This window comes from Vibrio sp. 1-Bac 57 (assembly GCF_037546855.1).
In the GTDB taxonomy this organism is placed as follows: Bacteria; Pseudomonadota; Gammaproteobacteria; order Enterobacterales; family Psychromonadaceae; genus Psychromonas.
In genome coordinates this window covers 166463-184279 of record NZ_JALAAC010000002.1, presented here as the reverse complement: position 1 = coordinate 184279, position 17817 = coordinate 166463, and the positions used below count along the sequence as shown (strand labels likewise).

Here is a 17817-nt window from a genome sequence, read left to right as displayed (position 1 = left end):
ATAACCTAGAAAAAAAGTAAACCTTCTGGTAGTGAAATAACAAAAACTTCACCAAACAGAAAATAGATAGTGAATACAAATATCCACGCAATTGCATAATAAAGTGGTTTTTTCACTCGGTAATAGACCAAGTAATAAGTAAAACCAACCAAACTAGCTGGTAAGTAACCGACTAGCGTTATCAGCGCGGCATAGCCAATCAACAGCGTAAAACCAAAAATGGAATGTTTGGATACTAGTGGGATCTCGTTTGTTTCTTGTTGTTTTTGCTTATCTGCCTGTTGATTGTTTTGTTTTTGCTTATATTGAAAAATTAACACACTACAAATAATAATCTGAAGGACCGCTATTACGGCAGGAAAAAAGCCAGCTCCAACGGGTGCATCTTGGTATCGAGGCTCAGGAAATTGAGAGATAAACACTAAGAAGATAAGACTCAGTAAAATAATTAAACTGGGAAAAAAAATATTACGATTAAGCATAATAAACTCGCTAATAAACGCTATTGCGCTTAGTCATGAGAAACAAATACCAAGGCCTATTCCTTGGTTTTTGTAGTAGGGGTTATTTAATAAATTGACTTAACACTTTCTCATCTTTTTTTACAAAATCAGTAAACTCTTGTGCTTTAAGTGGGTGAATTGTCATCGCACCTTTTGCCATAAAGTCTTTAAATTCTGCCGACGCCATTGCTTGGTCAAAGGCATTACCTAAGATTTCAATGATTTCATCTGGTGTATCTTTCGGTGCACCAATACCGCGCCATGTACCCGTAGTTGCATCAATACCTTGCTCTTTTAATGTTGGTACATCAGGTATATAAGAAATACGTTCTTCCGACATCACGCCTAGTGCTTTAAGTTGACCAGAGCGTAATTGTGCGATTGCTTCACCAGGCGTTACCATAGTGACTTGTGTGTGGTGACCTAATACAGAAGGAATCGCTTCCGATGAACCATTGTAAGGAACAGCATTAAGTTTAATATCTTGCGATTGCTCTAGAGCCATTAAGTAGAAGTTTGGTGCAGCAGTTGATGCAAATTTAACTTTACCCGGCATTTTTTTAGCTTCAGCCACTAAGTCATTAACCGTGTTGAATGGGCTATCAGCAGGTACTAAAATAACAGCAGGATCTAAGTTAACCATACGAATTAATTTAAAATCGTCGGCGGTATTTTGCATTAATCCCATTTGCGGTAAAGAAGCAATTTCACGAGTTACCACGGTTAATGTGTAACCATCAGCACGTTGACGAGCACCAAAACTCATGCCCACTGCACCTGCACCACCTGTGCGGTTCATGACTGAAATACTTGTACCTAGAATATCTTTAGCGCTATTTGCTAATGTACGCCCTACTGCATCAGTACCACCACCTGCGCCAAACGGCACAATTAAGCGTATGTTTTTTGATGGATAATCAGCAGCAAAAGAGCTTGCTGACATTAATAATCCGGCGCTGATCAAGGCTGTTTTCAATAACTTTTTCATTTTATATTCCCTTTGTATTAAATAAATTCTACTAATTAATCTCTATAGGTTTGAGTTGGATTTTTTACTTTTGTCGTTTGATAGTCATGTATTGCTAACTGTTCAATAGCTACAGCAATCCAACCACTTACTAACATATCAAACCACTGTTCGACGCCACTGCAAGCAACTACAATATTTCCGTAAACAAATGATCCATAAAAAAGGACGTCACCTTGGTGCAACGATGTTGGATGCAATGTTTGAAGATTCATATTGGCACTACCTTCTCGCCATGCTTGATGTGCTTTTTTTCTAGCAAGCTGATCAAATGGAATGGTCCATTGTTCAGGGTTACCGAGAGAAGACTGATACAAAATGGCATCTTCAAAGCATGACTCCCACGGTTTTATAGTCGGGTCCATAATGACAATATGAAGCTCTTTTCGATTAGTCCTCTCAAAAAGGCGTTCAATTGCTGGGGTCACTAACTCAACTGCATCAATTGCTAACTGCTTGTGCGATATCACGTCATATTCCTTCTGTTTAGATATTATTTAATAGTATTGTAGTATTATATAATCGAAAGTAAGCACGGTAATTTTTGTGAGTCGCCTCCTGTTACACAAACAATTATGAGAGCTATCCCCCAAATTCGAAGTAATCATTAGCGACAAGAATTGACTTACCAGAATCTAACTTTTAAAAGCAAATTTACATAAAAAAGTTAATTAACAAGAGATAATCCCTTTAAAAAACAAATGCAATTAATAATGATAATCAACAACTTAAGAAATAATAATTTCATTTCTTTAGATTTAATCGTTTAAAAAAGTAGTGATTAGCTGTTTCTATAAATTACATTTTAAGTAGGGTGATATTATGATCATATATAGAATAAAGGTAACAACGAGATATTTATTTAAATAAACAAGCTTTACATCTCGACTCATTATTACAATGTTTCTGTACTAAAAAAATTGAAATGTCATACATGACTTCACTTTGCGATAATTTAATAAATGAAGGTTTAATCTCCAAATTCTTAATTGATAAGGGATTAATATATAGGGGTTAATAGGTAGGTCGTTAATAGGTAGGTCGTTAATAGGTAGGTCGTTAATAGCCAGTAATTTAATAAGCGCAACTTAATAGTATTAGCCGCGCACGATCAGTGCAGACATCATCTTTGTCTGCACAATGTACGATTTAATGTGCCATAAGCTGCTTTTCTTTTTTAGTGAGTGCATTAATCATCGGACTAGTCACTAAAGTAACGCCTTTATTCGAGACTCGAAAGCCTCTAGCAACATCCTTTTCTTTGTCATAACCAATAATGAACCCTGCGGGAATATGACAGTTAGCATCAACAATGACTCTAAACAATTTACAGTTCTCACCGATATCACACTCCGGCATCAATACAGATTGTTCGATTAAACTGTGAGAGTGGGTATGTACACTTGAATATAATATTGATTTACGAATAGTTGATCCAGAAATAATACAACCACTAGCCACGGTGGAATCAAGTGCGGTACCTCGACGAGTCTCATTATCAAAGATAAATTTAGCAGGAGGTAACTGGCTTTGGTAAGTAAAAATAGGCCATGATCGATCATAAAGATCAAACTGTGGCTCAGGCTCTATTAACTCCATATTAGCTTCCCAAAGTGAATCTATTGTACCCACATCACGCCAATAAGCTTGCTTGTCTGCATCAGGGTCTTCAATGGGATAAGCAAATATATTATATTCTTTAATAATAGAAGGAATAACATCTAAACCAAAATCATGGCTTGAGTTAGGATTAGCCGCATCTTTATTTAAATGCTCAAATAGAAAATCAGTATTAAAAACATAATTTCCCATTGATGCTAAACAGAAACCAGGTTTACCGGGGATTTCATTAGGGGAGCTTGGTTTTTCATTAAATGCAATCACTTTACCTGTTTCATCCACCGTCATCACACCAAAGCTACCTGCGGCTTCTTCAATGCTTGCCTCAATACAACACACCGTCATATCCGCTTTATTATCTACATGTTGCATAAGTAACTTACCGTAATCCATGCGGTAAACATGGTCACCAGATAAAATTAAAACGTACTTAGGTTTGTGAGTGCGAATAATCTCTATATTTTGATAAACTGCGTCGGCAGTGCCTGAATACCAATCATTCATTTTATGTTGCGATGCTGGTAATACCTCAACAAATTCTGATAGATCAGCCTTAAAAGTACCCCATCCACGATGAATATGACTAATTAAAGAGTGTGATTTATATTGGGTTGCAACCCCTACACGGCCAATACCTGAGTTTAAACAATTAGAAAGTGGAAAATCGATGATACGAAATGTGCCACCAAAATAAACGGCGGGTTTAGCACGACGATCAGTTAGCTCAAATAAACGACTACCGCGCCCTCCCGCTAAAATAATTGCATAGGTATCTTTACTCAAATTACTTATATATCGTTGATCGTTATTCAACATACTCCCCTCCCTTTAGCTAAACCTTAATCAATCACAATAAAAGTCAACATTAAAGCAATATATAACTATTTAGCGCTTTATAAGTTAAACAAGCAAGCTGAAAATTGCAACAAAAATTCACCTATTGATCTAGATCAAATTAATAATATATAAACGTTACTTAACAAACAGTTACTAGATAATCAGAATCAAATACAAGCATAGAAAAACTAACAATTAACACCTGAAAAACCATAAAAAATAAATCAAACAACAAGATCTAAACGATAAGGTTGTAGTGGCACTCTAAGACCACCGTTAATCGTGATTTTGATGCCCTAAGTGATGAATGAAGAGTGATGAATTTGTTAGGGAAAGGTAGTTAAGAAAAGATGGTTAAGAAAAGATAATTAAGGAAAGATAGTTAAGGTCAGCTAGTTGATTATTGAATATCTAATCATAAGGATTCAGGGCAATGCAGCACTTAAATTTTTAATCAAAGAGATGAACTGATTGGTGTTACTCCGCATCAGCGTTGATAACAAATGAAAAGTTTACCATAGACCTAGGTAACTTCATCCACTCTAGTAAACACTGAGATTGTTTTCTAAACACTGCTGATAACGTTCTCTGAACGAGAATTATTTTTCTAAAAATAACTGAAAGTTCTATACGTAATTTAAAGCCCTAAAAATAATTTAAAGCGCTAAACGTAGCTTAAAGGGCTAGGCTTAACTTAAAAGAGTGCCAATCAAATTTACTACCAGGGTCGGTTTTTCGCCTAGGTGCAATATCACTATGGCCAACGATACGTTGCTTAGTAATTAAAGGGTATTGCTGTTGTATTTGTAACGTAACATCAACTAACGCTTGATATTGTAACTCTGTGTAGGCAGTGCAATCAGTTCCTTCTAGCTCGATACCAATTGAATAGTCATTACAACCTGCTACCCCCTCAAAGTTCGAAATACCGGCATGCCATGCACGCTTTGTAAAAGGAACATATTGTTCTATTGAACCGTCTCGACGAATGACACAATGTGCAGACACTTCTAATCCTTGCAAATCAACAAAACTAGGGTCAGCTGCGCAATCTAAACATCCTGTAAATAAGTTCTTAATATGTTCAGTACCATACTGCCCTTCCGGTAAGCTAATGCAATGGATCACTAATAAACTAATGTCAGCCTCAACAGGACGTTGATTATAAAATGGGCTTTTAATGAATTGTGCAGTACTCAATAAACCAAGTGAGTTGATCATTATTATTCCTCATCAAAACAAATCGTAAGCTAAAAAGTAAAAAATCCAACAAAAAAGGTGGCTAAGTAGCCACCTTTTATAGTTATAGATCATAACCTAACTTAACTTCAATAGTACTTTCTATTAAGTAGCACTTTCTATGAAATAGTTACTTTTTATTAAATAGTACTTTCTAATAAATAGTTACTTTCTATTAATGGTTATTCCCATTCAATCGTCGCAGGTGGTTTACCTGATACATCATAAACAACACGTGAGATACCATCAATTTCATTGATAATACGGTTAGATACGTGACCGATTAATTCATATGGTAAGTGTGACCAGCGAGCCGTCATAAAGTCGATAGTTTCAACACAACGTAATGACACAACCCAGTCATATTTACGGCAATCACCCATTACACCCACAGAGCGTACAGGTAAGAATACAACAAAGGCTTGGCTTACTTTATGGTATAACTCTGCTTTGTGTAACTCTTCAATAAAGATAGCATCTGCACGACGTAATAAATCACAGTACTCTTTCTTCACTTCGCCTAGTACACGCACACCTAGACCTGGTCCAGGGAATGGATGGCGGTATAGCATATCGTATGGTAAGCCTAACTCTAAACCAATTTTACGTACTTCATCTTTAAATAATTCACGTAAAGGTTCAACTAAGCCCATCGCCATATCATCAGGTAACCCACCAACATTATGATGAGATTTAATAACATGTGCTTTGCCGTTTTTAGAAGCTGCTGACTCAATTACATCAGGGTAAATAGTGCCCTGTGCAAGCCATTTTGCATTGGCTAATTTCTTAGATTCTTCATCAAAGATCTCAACGAATACACGACCGATAATTTTACGCTTCGCTTCAGGATCACTTTCGCCAGCCATTTGCTCTAGGAAACGATGTTCAGCATTAACATGGATAATATTTAATCCAAAATGATCACCAAACATATCCATTACTTGCGCGCCTTCGTTTAAACGTAATAAACCGTTATCAACAAAAACACAAGTCAGCTTATCACCAATAGCACGTTGTAATAACATCGCCACCACCGATGAATCAACACCACCAGATAAACCTAGAATAACTTCATCATCACCGACTTGTTCTTTCATACGAGCCACGGCATCATCGATAATTGATGCAGGCGTCCATAGTGTTTCACAGCCACAGATATCAACGACAAAATTACGTAACATACGCTCACCTTGGCGAGTATGTGTTACTTCAGGGTGAAATTGCACACCGTAAAAATGTTTTTCTTCATTGGCAATAGCAGCAAATTGACAAGTCGCAGTATTAGCAACCGTAATAAAATCAGCAGGAATAGCTGACACTTTATCGCCGTGGCTCATCCATACGTCTAATAAAGGTTTGCCTTGCTCTGAAATCGCATCTTCAATCGAATTAAAGAAAGCAGATTCAGCTTGCACTTCAACTTTTGCGTAGCCAAACTCACCCTCGCCTTCACCTTTAATCACTGCGCCGCCTAATTGATGCGACATAGTTTGCATACCGTAACAAATACCTAATACTGGCACACCAGCGTTAAATACATATTCAGGAGCTCGTGGTGAACCTTCAGCGGTTACACTTTCAGGACCACCCGCAAGGATAATACCGTTAGGATTAAATTCTTTGATGTCTTGTTCGTCAACATCCCAGCTCCAAAGCTCACAGTAAACACCAATTTCACGAATACGACGTGCAATTAGCTGTGTATATTGAGAACCAAAATCTAATATTAGGATGCGTTGCTCATGAATATTTGTACTCATCATATTGTCCTTTATCTTACTTAAATTTTTATTGCTAAAAATAATAAAAGACGATAAATATCGTCTTTAAATTGATGCTTTAATGAAGCTAAATTAACGGCATAAGATGTTCAGTGTTATTGTGTAATGTCATTTGCTAACGATTAAGCCGCTTTCTACATTACACAAACCTGAACGCTTATTACATTAATTAACCACCACTACGGTAGTTAGGCGCTTCTTTAGTGATAGCAACATCATGCACGTGGCTTTCACCCATACCTGCACTGGTAATTTTTACAAACATTGCTTTAGTATTCATTTCTTGAATAGTTGCACAACCGGTCAGCCCCATCGATGAACGTACGCCACCCATTTGCTGATGAATAATTTCTTTTACTTTACCTTTATAAGCAACACGTCCTTCAATACCTTCAGGTACTAACTTGTCTGCTGCATTATCAGATTGGAAGTAACGATCCGATGAACCTTGAGACATCGCGCCTAAAGAGCCCATGCCACGGTATGATTTGTATGAACGACCTTGGTATAAAATAATTTCACCTGGCGATTCTTCAGTACCAGCAAACATACTTCCCATCATCACACATGATGCGCCAGCAGCCAGTGCTTTAGCAATATCACCTGAGAAACGAATGCCGCCATCAGCAATCACAGGAATACCAGTACCTTGTAATGCATCCACTGCATCTGAAATAGCAGTAATTTGCGGAACACCTACACCTGTAACAATACGTGTAGTACAGATTGAACCAGGGCCGATACCTACTTTAACAGCGCTACAACCAGCAGCAACCAATGCTTTAGCACCGTCACCTGTTGCAATATTACCACCAATGATTTCTAGGTTTGGGTATGCTGCGCGAGTTGCTTTAATACGATCTAAAACACCTTGCGAATGACCGTGAGAAGAGTCAATTAATAAGACATCAACACCCGCTTCTACTAATGCATCAACACGTTCTTCATTACCTGCACCAGCACCTACAGCGGCACCAACACGTAAACGACCTAATTCGTCTTTACATGCGTTTGGTTTACGCTCTGCTTTACGGAAATCCTTAACAGTGATCATGCCTTTAAGCTTAAAGTTATCATCTGTTAATAAAACTTTTTCGATACGGTGTTTATGCATTAAAGCTTCGATTTCATCACGAGGAGTATTCGATTTTGCAGTAACTAGGTCGGTTTTTATTGTCATTACAGCAGAAACAGGTTTTGTTAAATCAGTTTCAAATAAGACGTCACGACCAGTAATGATACCGACTAATTCGCCAGAGTCTTCAACTACAGGGTAACCGGCAAAACCATGTTTTTCAGTTAACTCTTTAATTTCACCCAGGGTTGTAGAAGGAGAAACAGTAATAGGCGTAGCTACCACACCGCTTTCGTGGATTTTTACTAAACGAACTTGTTCAGCTTGTACTTCAATAGACATATTTTTATGGATAAAGCCCATGCCGCCTTCTTGAGCTAAAGCAATAGCGAAGCGTGCCTCTGTAACTGTATCCATTGCCGCAGAAACGACAGGAATGTTCAACGAGATATTTTTTGTTAATTGAGTTCTTAGATCGGCAGTGTTAGGTAGTACTGTCGAGTGGGCTGGCACTAATAATACATCGTCAAATGTTAACGCATCTTTTGCTATTCTTAGCATTGCAATATCTCACTTATAGTTGGGAGCATTTTAGATATACCCAAAATTGCTTGGGTATGATATTGCGGTGGGATTTTAATCGTAAATTATGATAAGTACAATACAATTTATGTTTTTATACACAGTTTTTACTGTGTTAATATTTAGCCCCTGATTTAATTGGTAAAATTTTTTGTTATGGCGATAAAAAACAACAACATCTATAGCGTAAGCTCACTCAATAAAGCCGCAAAATCCTTACTAGAGACAGGATTAGGGGTGATTTGGTTATCTGGTGAGATTTCTAACCTAACTATCGCAGTTTCAGGGCATTGGTATTTCACGTTAAAAGATCATGGCGCGCAAATAAAATGTGCTATGTTTAGAGGCAATAATAGCCGTGCGGGGTTTACACCTAAACACGGGCAGCAAGTATTAGTGCGTGGAAAATTAAGCTTGTACGAAGCACGTGGAGATTATCAGTTAATCGCAGAAACCATGGCACCAGAAGGTGATGGATTATTAAAACAACAATTTGAAGAATTAAAATGCCAATTAGCAGGACAGGGTTTATTTTCTGAAGCGATAAAAAAACCTTTACCTGAGATTATCAAACGTGTCGGCATTATTACTTCATCAACCGGTGCTGCGCTACATGACATACTGAGTGTTTTACAACGTCGAGATCCACGTTTACAAGTGGTTATTTATCCGACTCAAGTACAGGGACAAGGTAGTGCATTCTCCGTCGCTGCTCAAATTGCCTTAGCGAATATTCGTAATGAATGTGATGTGTTGATCGTCGGTCGTGGTGGTGGCTCCTTAGAAGACTTATGGTGCTTTAATGAGCCCGATGTCGCCTATGCCATCTATAATAGCCAATTACCTGTAATTAGCGCTGTTGGGCATGAGATAGATGTCACCATTAGTGATTTTGTTGCCGATCTCAGAGCTGCGACGCCATCAGCAGCTGCTGAGTTAGTAAGCCAGCATAAAACCTTTGTTTCTAGTCAACTCAATAACTTAGTCGCACGCCTTAAGCAATCTATACAAAATAGACTGCAACATAAGACCCACCAGCTAAGTGTATTAAAACAAACCTTATTACAACACGATCCTAAACATAAATTACAACAACAGGCACAAAACTTAGATGAATTAAGTTTACGCTTACAACATGCTATGCAACAAAAAATGCAATGGCAGCAACACCAGAATTCACAGTTAAAAAATAGATTACAACAGGCTAGCCCTGCTCATCACATTAATATTGAACTGCAAAAGCAACAACAATTAAAACGTCAATTAACACAAGCAATGACGGCAAAATTAAATAACGCGGAACAGAACTTACATCATCAAATACAACAACTAAATGCTTTTAGTCCACTAGCGACCTTAGCGCGTGGTTATGCAATAGTTAAAGATGAAAAAGGCAAGGTAAGCACTGATCCTGCAAAACTCAAAGTTGGTGAAACAGTTGAAGTGACCCTTGATAAAGGGCAGTTTAAAGCACAGGTTATTTAGTTGTAGTTATTTGGTTGTAGTTATTTTAAAACTGTCCTGATGTAAACATGTAATTATATGGTTGTTTGGTTGATTGATTGATTGATTGTTACAGTCTAAGTAAATGTATTAATTAATAAAAAACAAAAAGGGCTTGATACAAATTGTATCAAGCCCTTTTTAGTTATTTCAGCTAAAAATTTAGCTTCGTATTACATTCCTAAGAACGGATTAAATTATCACTGGTCCCGATCCATTTATAGGTAGTTAATTCAGGTAAGCCCATTGGCCCACGTGCATGTAACTTCTGGGTTGATACTGCTACTTCAGCGCCTAAACCAAATTGGCTGCCATCAGTGAACCGAGTACTGGTATTAACATAAACCGCCGCCGAGTTAACCGCATTGATAAATTTATTCGCCACGGTAAAGTCATTGGTCAAAATGCCATCAGAATGTTCAGAGCTATGCTCACGGATATGCATCAAGGCTTCATGTAAATTAGCCACCACTTTAACGCCTAAGTTTAGAGATAACCACTCACGTGAAAAGTCGCCTTCTTGAGCAAGCTGTGCATCATCACCTAAAATAGCTTTCGCTTTTTCTTCTGCCACTAACGTAACACCTAGCGGTAATAAGTGTGCAGCCAATTTAGGTAAGAAAGTCTCAGCAATATCAGCTTCTACTAATAACGTATCTAACGCATTACAAACGCTTGGACGTTGTACTTTAGCATTTTCGATAATCGCTAAGGCTTTTTCAACATTAACCGTTTTCTCTGCAAATAAATGACAAATACCAATACCACCAATAATCACAGGAATAGTACTATTCTCTTTACAGAATTTTTGTAAGCCAGCATTACCACGAGGTATGATCATATCCACGTATTTATCTAATTTTAATAACTCGCCTACTAATGCGCGATCTGTATTTTCTATATATTGCACAGACGTTTTTGGTAAGCCTACTTTTACTAATGCGCTTTGAATAAACTTAACGAGCACTAAATTAGAGTTAATGGTTTCTTTACCACCACGCAAAATACTAGCGTTACCCGTTTTCAAGCTCAATGCAGCAATATCAATGGTTACATTAGGACGCGCTTCATAAATAACACCTAACACGCCTACAGGTACACGGCGCTTACAAAGTTTTAAGCCATTTTCTAATAGCTTACTATCAAATTCTTCTCCAACTGGGTCAGAAAGTCCAATCACACTACGTAAATCACTAATAACACCGGCTAAGCGGGTTTCATCTAATAACAGGCGATCCAATAAAGCGTCGGTTAATCCAGCCACTTTACCTGCTTCAATATCTTTTTGATTAGCAGCGACTATTTCTGCCGCATTACTTTCTAATTCAATCGCAATCGCTTCAAGCGCTGCATTTTTTGTAGTCGTATCAGTGATTGCCAACTCGTAACTTGCTTCTTTCGCTTGTTGACCTATTTGTTGTAAATTCATTTCTACTCCTTTAAAACAGACTCCATAATTAACGAGTCTTTATTATAAAATAACTAGATCATCACGGTGTATAACAACAGTACCGTGTTCATAACCTAATATTTTTTCAATTTGATCTGAATGTTGTCCCTTAATTCGTTCTATATCGACACTTTTATAACGCACGATACCGCGCGCAATCTCTTTACCTTTATGGTTACAAATTGAGACCACATAACCTCGTAAAAAGTGCGACTGCACAGAGCTAATACCTTTTGCAAGTAAACTACTACCACCGTTAATAATGGCGTGCTCTGCTCCTGGGTCAACAACAATCAGTCCTGCTGGGCGAGAGCCAGCGAAGATCCAATTTTTCCTTGCTTCTAAACGGTTATTTGCAGACACAAATTTTGTGCCAACTGGTAGACCATTAGCGGCGTCTAAAATAACATTTTTACGATGGCCAGAGGCAATCACTACCTCAATACCTGCTCGATTAGCAACCGTCGCCGATTCGATCTTGGTTGCCATACCTCCCGTTCCTAACCCACCAACACTTCCGCCGGCAATGCTATGAATAGCTTCTGTTATTTCAGTTACTTCTGTAATTAATTTTGCATCAGGGTTACTGCGAGGGTCGGCTGTAAATAACCCGGGTTGATCAGTTAATAGTATCAACTGATCTGCATCAGCTAATAAAGCGACTAATGCCGACAAATTATCGTTATCACCTACTTTTATTTCACGTGTAGCAACCGCATCATTCTCATTTATTAATGGCACGATACGATGTTTTAGTAACGTATTAAGTGTATCACGTGCATTGAGAAAACGACCTTTATCATCTAGGTCTGCACGTGTAAGCAACATTTGTCCAACATGTAACCCATATATTTTAAATAGGTTTTCCCATTCCCGAATAAGCTGCCCTTGCCCCACTGCGGCTAGCATCTGTTTATTGGCAATAGTGGGTTCAATATTGGGCATATTTAAATGCTCTTTACCTGCAGCAATTGCGCCTGAAGTGACCACTACAATAGGATGACCTTGTTGATGTAATATCGCGCACTGGCGAACTATTTCAACCATTTGCGCTCGGTCTAACTTAGCTGTTCCGCTAGTTAATACACTGGTACCCAATTTAACTACAATTGTTTTTTTATTCGCGTTCATTTATTTATGCTTCATTTCAGAAAAATAAAAAAGCTCAATTTATATGAGGTGATCTACCAATAATAACCGTCATTGAGCTCAAAAAAAAACAGCAACTTAAATAGCTGCTGTTGATTAGTATACCATTATTGCGCAAATTAAAGGGGCAAAAATAGAGGGAGCTTAAAACTTACGCATATATACCCGTTACCATTCAAGATGCAAAGTTCAGCAAGTTGTGAGGTGGTTAGCTTCTAGGCAAAAAGTTGAAGATCTAACTAGCTATATCTGCTCTGTTAATTCATAGCCCACTTCGACATCAATCATTTCAGTTAATTTTTCAATAAAAGTATTAAATGATTGATCAATTTGTAGCATTTCTTTTTTAGTTATTTTATTGCTAACCCAATTGCCTTCAATATCATACAGTCCATTAAAACGCTGATAAGTAAATGTATTACCATTACGTGTTAATTCCGCCCACCAGCCTAAAAAGATTCTTTCCTCTGGCTCTTTTTTATCATCAACACATATTTCTAAACAATCAAAAAAGAACGTTTTTTCATCTGATTTTAATTTACGGAAAAAAGGTCCAAAATCAGTAAATAATTTGAATAAGCGCCCACGTGATGGTCCCTTTATAAGAGTATCTGACATGTTAAGAGGCTTCCTTGTATAATTTAATAGCGATCAATAATATCTTCAATATATCACTTACTCTTGTAAATGTTTTGTTAACCATTGTGCAGAGTACTCCAAAGATCTCAAATAAGAGTCAAAAATGGGAGGTTTATCAATAATCTTAGACTCACTGCCATAGCTTGCCCGTGCAATTAATTTTAAGTCCTGCTCATTACACATAATATCCTGTGAATGGCCAATACTCAGCATCGGCGTATTAATACGTTTGCGCCCCAACAATCCCTGTTTAATTAATGAAAAAGGAACACAAAGTTGATATAAACTTGCCACATCAGAATGACTCATTTGCATACGACTAGCAAGACAATCTAAGGTCATTGGTGGTAATTTTGAAAAGTTATCAAAGCTATCAAACACACTACCCACAGCTGCGCCAACACTCACCACCGAACGCACTCGTTTCGGCTCTACATAAGCCAAGCGATTTAGTGCATTGCCACCCATACGCATTCCCATTAATGCAACACGGGACTGATCCACCCATGGTACATTATCCATATGATGCAATACCGCTTTGTGTAAATTAGAAGTGTCTTGCTCTAATTTAATATGATTTGAGAAACCAACTCCAGGCATGTCTACCGTTAACATTGCAATGCCGGCAGGTTTTAACTGCTTTTCGAATAAAGGCAATAAATCACACTGTAAAGTATCAATACCACCGCTTACAATAACCACTGGGTGAATAGTTTCATCGTGCGGTAAATGTAAATAACAACGCACTGTTTTGCCTTTAAAGGGAACGTCAATCTCTTTAAGCAACGCGTTTTCATCTTGTTCAAAGGCTTTACGATAATTACTAAATGCTAAGGTTTGCGCCTGAATACTGCTTTCATCTCCCTTAAGGTGAGGGTAACTGGCCACACTATAATATTGAGAAGCGAGATAATAAGCATTTTTAGCTTGTTCTTTTTGACCGTATTGAACAAGCTCATTAGCCTGTTTTTGAAATTGCATGGCTTTTTTTGACCATTCATAACTCCAATTACCGGAACGGAACCCAACCACAGTATCTAATAAATCGGGATCACTGCGCTTATTAGTGGAAGCACTTATTTTGGCAAGCACTTCATAGCAGTCAATAATATCTAATCCCTGCCAAGCCCATTGCAGCAATTTAAGCAGTCGATACCACCCCACCTTTTCTTCACCGTCCATGGTTGAGTTATACAATTTTTTATTTTTCTTAGAACCACTATTTGCTATCAAAGTAGAGGTTTCTTGCACATTAAACTTTTCAGAAAATAAAACTTCAGATAAATTCTCAGACATAAATTTCCCATTAAATAACGGAGTTTAAAATATTTCAATAAACGAGTTAGTAAACTTAATCTCGAGCTAGTGCTAGTGCTGCATCAACTTATTTGAAAATAGTTTAGAGCAAAAGTTCACGAAAATAATCCCTAATCACACTCAAACAAAGCTTACTGTAATCTGTTTGTCACCCAATAAAACCGAATGTAGTGACTTAGAATAACATGTTAAAAATTGCCAACAATGACAAAACACAACAATTAATAGCGTACGATCCATTAAGCTGATCTCGAATAAGTAAATTCTACTCAGACTTAACAGTCTTGATTTTATATATACCCGTTATCAATCGAGATGCTTTATTTAGTTCTTCTTCGTTTATTTATTAATCTATTCATCTACAGCTTGCCATTTACACACTTTGACTTAAAGGCTGTCAATTTCACGACTATTTAAGAAGAGATAACAAATAAATGTTATTTATTATCACACTCAAAAAATATGACTTCTATTTTAGAGCATTAGTTCTATAACTACAGTGAAGCTATTACACAAAAGATACCAGTTATCATCTACTTAAAATATAGATGTAAGGCACTGTTTTAGTTTACTAAAAAACAAATGACAATAAATTATTATGCGAGCCTAAGATTGATAAATATTAATTATAAATCACTGAAGATCAGCTAAAGATCTTTACCTGTTTGCATCGCCATTGAACAATTAAAAGTTGGCATAAATACTGCAAATAATCGTTTAAATACTATTCATATAGTAGTAATAAATAAAAGTAAGTGCTAAAAAGTAACAAAGGTTTCGTTACACACTTAGCAAAATACTAATTGTGACATAGATAAGGAAACTCGCATGGAAACCATACCAAACACAAACCACAGTACTTTCGAACATACTGCGCCGCTGTTTACTGTATTTTCCAATGAACCTTTACTAAGTATTGAAGATAAACTCTCTAGTTTAGAATCACTGCAACAAAACTTAGACTTAAAAGAGATGATGAACAATTTTGCCGCTTTAGTGGCAGACTTTATCCGCCCTTTTAATATTCGTTTTCAATCTGCTCATGGTTTCTTTAGCTTAGTGCAAATGCAACGTAACAGTTTTAGTAAAAGTTTTAATTTAGGCTCAATGGGGCAATCAACTAGATTAGGTACTATCACTTATCAAAGTGAAGTTGCATTAACCTTAGACGAAGATAAATTATTAACCGAACTACACCAATTATTATTGCCCAGTTTAAAGCATGCTCTCAAGTTCTCTGAATTAAATACAATGGTTTATCAAGATCATTTAACCAGCATTGGTAACCGAGCTTATTATGAAAAATCTATCCAGTATGCCATTGAGCAAAGTAACCGTACTCATCTAGGGCTGTCATTAATGATATTAGATATTAATGATTTCAAACCTATTAATGATACTTACGGACATCTCAAGGGTGATCAAGTATTAAAAGAATTTGCACGGATATTAACGCAGAGTGTGCGAGCTTCGGATATGCCATTTCGTTTAGGTGGGGATGAGTTTGCAATCATATTACAACCCTCTGAAAACTGCTCTATAGCTAAAGTGCATAGGCGTATCAATCAAGCGATACTTAAAAATACAATTTTAAAAGAGATAGGTTGTACATTTAGCTTAGGACATAGCCATTGGGAAATTGGTATGAGTTCAATTCAGCTATTTGAATCTGCAGACCAAAATTTATACCATCATAAAGCATCAACAAAAGTGGTGAGATAACTGCATTTGTGGCATGTCTTTGATTTGGCATCGCCACAACCCTAAGGCTTCCAGTAGTTGACCATCGACAACAATAAAAACCACTTGGTCACGTAACCAAGGCGGCACATGGTATTCGTGTAATAACTTCTTAATACTTCGTTTTTTATCTCGCCCTTCAGGTAAGCAAGTTAACTGAGCATTCAAATGAGATCTTAAGCAGCACTGCACTTTATAACGCTTTGACAGAGCGCTATCTACCTGCGAAAAATCAACACTTAAATAACCCGGTTGTAACCATAATATAGGCTCACCGGACCACAAGATGGGATATTCAGGGATGTTTAGGGTTTGATCAGGCACAATATATAGCTGGCCTTGATAACGACAAATAGCCACCATAGGTAACTGTAATTTCGGTTGTTTATCACTCTGTGCCAGTGCAACCTCATTCCATAAAACCATTAATTGCTTGCTACTAGGGTATTGCAAGCCATTACTTTTAAGCCAATAACGTAATATATTATTTCGTCTTACTTCACTAAATTGCGAGAGAGTCGCAATAGTTAAAGTTTGCTGTGTAAAGCGTTCTTCTATACAAAGATTTAGGTCCTGCTTCGCCACTTCATCTAATAAACTTTGCTGTTCTTGACATAACTGAGCAGTTCGCGATGCTGACTGTGCAATAGCAGGCCAACGAGCGCTTAGTAAGGGTGAGATTTGTTGGCGTATAAAATTACGATCAAAATCGATATTTAGGTTACTTTCATCCTCAACCCATTGCAGGTGGTGATGCTGAGCATAATCCATTAATTGCTGTCGAGAAAAGTTTAATAAAGGCCGTAATAAATAACCGTTAAAAAAAGTCTGAAAAAGACGGATCCCTTGCAAACCTGTACTACCAGATCCTCTTTTTAAAGCTAATAACAATGTTTCAAGTTGATCGTCTTGATGATGACCAGTAACAATCACATCATGAGGTTGCATTTTTTCTTGAAAACATTGATAACGCGCATCTCTAGCCAGCGCTTCTAAGCTAGTTCTATTTTTTTTCTGGATATGGACATGAGAGCAAATTAATTTAACATCCAGCTGTTGGCAATAGGCAGTACAAAAAGCAGCCCAATTTTCAGCATTGTCACTCAAGCCATGATTAACATTGTGTGCTAACACAGTAATGTTTTTATGCTCAAGCTGATAACGAGACAATAAATGTAACAACACAACGGAGTCAACACCGCCACTTAACGCCACTACAATACGCGGCTTAAGGGACCCTAAGATAACGTTATCATCACTGTTGTTAATACTTTTTGCTGAACTAACGGTTAGCATAGCCAGTAACTCAGTAAAGTGTTTATCAAAGCTTTTAAATATATCTGCCTGCATTG

14 protein-coding genes are annotated in these 17817 nt (G+C 37.2%); 2 read left to right on the top strand and 12 right to left on the bottom strand.

What is annotated here, in order from left to right:
- Nucleotides 1-5: 5 nt before the first annotated feature.
- The 7 genes from MT391_RS02115 to guaB all read right to left on the bottom strand — a co-directional run bounded on the left by MT391_RS02115 (nt 6) and on the right by guaB (nt 8646).
- A complete protein-coding gene (locus tag MT391_RS02115) occupies nt 6-482 on the bottom strand; it encodes a tripartite tricarboxylate transporter TctB family protein (protein WP_166371035.1) in 477 nt (158 codons plus the stop codon).
- A gap of 82 nt (nt 483-564) precedes the next feature.
- Entirely contained in the window at nt 565-1491 is a 927-nt protein-coding gene (locus tag MT391_RS02110) for a tripartite tricarboxylate transporter substrate binding protein (RefSeq protein ID WP_166371037.1), read from the bottom strand.
- A 35-nt stretch (nt 1492-1526) separates the two neighbouring features.
- Nucleotides 1527-2000, bottom strand: a complete 474-nt coding sequence (locus tag MT391_RS02105) for a hypothetical protein (RefSeq protein WP_166371039.1) — start codon at nt 1998-2000, stop codon at nt 1527-1529.
- 679 nt (nt 2001-2679) lie between these two features.
- Nucleotides 2680-3966, bottom strand: a complete 1287-nt coding sequence (gene glgC / locus MT391_RS02100) for a glucose-1-phosphate adenylyltransferase (protein ID WP_499439964.1) — start codon at nt 3964-3966, stop codon at nt 2680-2682.
- Between the two features lie 696 nt (nt 3967-4662).
- Nucleotides 4663-5208 (bottom strand): 1,6-anhydro-N-acetylmuramyl-L-alanine amidase AmpD, encoded by a 546-nt coding sequence (ampD, locus tag MT391_RS02095; RefSeq protein WP_166371043.1) that lies wholly within the window; start codon nt 5206-5208, stop codon nt 4663-4665.
- Between the two features lie 200 nt (nt 5209-5408).
- A complete protein-coding gene (gene guaA, locus MT391_RS02090) occupies nt 5409-6989 on the bottom strand; it encodes a glutamine-hydrolyzing GMP synthase (protein WP_166371045.1) in 1581 nt (526 codons plus the stop codon).
- A gap of 190 nt (nt 6990-7179) precedes the next feature.
- Nucleotides 7180-8646: an IMP dehydrogenase gene (gene guaB / locus MT391_RS02085; RefSeq protein WP_166371047.1), complete on the bottom strand. Its 1467-nt coding sequence runs from the start codon at nt 8644-8646 to the stop codon at nt 7180-7182.
- A gap of 177 nt (nt 8647-8823) precedes the next feature.
- Between guaB and xseA the strand changes: the two genes are divergently transcribed.
- On the top strand, nt 8824-10152 hold the full coding sequence (xseA, locus tag MT391_RS02080; RefSeq protein WP_499496776.1) for an exodeoxyribonuclease VII large subunit: 1329 nt from the start codon (nt 8824-8826) through the stop codon (nt 10150-10152).
- A 199-nt stretch (nt 10153-10351) separates the two neighbouring features.
- Here the strand turns inward: xseA and MT391_RS02075 are convergent, their stop codons facing one another.
- The 4 genes from MT391_RS02075 to frsA all read right to left on the bottom strand — a co-directional run bounded on the left by MT391_RS02075 (nt 10352) and on the right by frsA (nt 14704).
- The gene (locus tag MT391_RS02075) at nt 10352-11599 is read right to left on the bottom strand and encodes a glutamate-5-semialdehyde dehydrogenase (RefSeq protein ID WP_499496775.1); all 1248 of its coding nucleotides are present in this window, start codon (nt 11597-11599) and stop codon (nt 10352-10354) included.
- A 42-nt stretch (nt 11600-11641) separates the two neighbouring features.
- Nucleotides 11642-12751 (bottom strand): glutamate 5-kinase, encoded by a 1110-nt coding sequence (gene proB, locus MT391_RS02070; protein ID WP_499496774.1) that lies wholly within the window; start codon nt 12749-12751, stop codon nt 11642-11644.
- A 261-nt stretch (nt 12752-13012) separates the two neighbouring features.
- Entirely contained in the window at nt 13013-13387 is a 375-nt protein-coding gene (crl, locus tag MT391_RS02065; protein ID WP_166371055.1) for a sigma factor-binding protein Crl, read from the bottom strand.
- A 57-nt stretch (nt 13388-13444) separates the two neighbouring features.
- A complete protein-coding gene (gene frsA, locus MT391_RS02060; protein WP_499496773.1) occupies nt 13445-14704 on the bottom strand; it encodes an esterase FrsA in 1260 nt (419 codons plus the stop codon).
- 849 nt (nt 14705-15553) lie between these two features.
- Here frsA and MT391_RS02055 point away from each other — a divergent pair.
- Nucleotides 15554-16447: a GGDEF domain-containing protein gene (locus MT391_RS02055; protein WP_499496772.1), complete on the top strand. Its 894-nt coding sequence runs from the start codon at nt 15554-15556 to the stop codon at nt 16445-16447.
- Here the strand turns inward: MT391_RS02055 and tilS are convergent.
- On the bottom strand, nt 16427-17815 hold the full coding sequence (gene tilS, locus MT391_RS02050) for a tRNA lysidine(34) synthetase TilS (protein ID WP_499496771.1): 1389 nt from the start codon (nt 17813-17815) through the stop codon (nt 16427-16429). The two genes, MT391_RS02055 and tilS, sit on opposite strands and share 21 nt — an antisense overlap.
- Nucleotides 17816-17817: the final 2 nt, after the last annotated feature.

Coding starts and splice junctions, on each gene's coding strand:
- glgC (WP_499439964.1), bottom strand. CDS start 3,966: ATGTTGAATAACGATCAACGATATATAAGTAATTTGAGTAAAGATACC.
- guaB (WP_166371047.1), bottom strand. CDS start 8,646: ATGCTAAGAATAGCAAAAGATGCGTTAACATTTGACGATGTATTATTA.
- ampD (WP_166371043.1), bottom strand. CDS start 5,208: ATGATCAACTCACTTGGTTTATTGAGTACTGCACAATTCATTAAAAGC.
- MT391_RS02110 (WP_166371037.1), bottom strand. CDS start 1,491: ATGAAAAAGTTATTGAAAACAGCCTTGATCAGCGCCGGATTATTAATG.
- MT391_RS02115 (WP_166371035.1), bottom strand. CDS start 482: ATGCTTAATCGTAATATTTTTTTTCCCAGTTTAATTATTTTACTGAGT.
- MT391_RS02055 (WP_499496772.1), top strand. CDS start 15,554: ATGGAAACCATACCAAACACAAACCACAGTACTTTCGAACATACTGCG.
- tilS (WP_499496771.1), bottom strand. CDS start 17,815: ATGCAGGCAGATATATTTAAAAGCTTTGATAAACACTTTACTGAGTTA.
- guaA (WP_166371045.1), bottom strand. CDS start 6,989: ATGAGTACAAATATTCATGAGCAACGCATCCTAATATTAGATTTTGGT.
- frsA (WP_499496773.1), bottom strand. CDS start 14,704: ATGTCTGAGAATTTATCTGAAGTTTTATTTTCTGAAAAGTTTAATGTG.
- proB (WP_499496774.1), bottom strand. CDS start 12,751: ATGAACGCGAATAAAAAAACAATTGTAGTTAAATTGGGTACCAGTGTA.
- MT391_RS02075 (WP_499496775.1), bottom strand. CDS start 11,599: ATGAATTTACAACAAATAGGTCAACAAGCGAAAGAAGCAAGTTACGAG.
- crl (WP_166371055.1), bottom strand. CDS start 13,387: ATGTCAGATACTCTTATAAAGGGACCATCACGTGGGCGCTTATTCAAA.
- xseA (WP_499496776.1), top strand. CDS start 8,824: ATGGCGATAAAAAACAACAACATCTATAGCGTAAGCTCACTCAATAAA.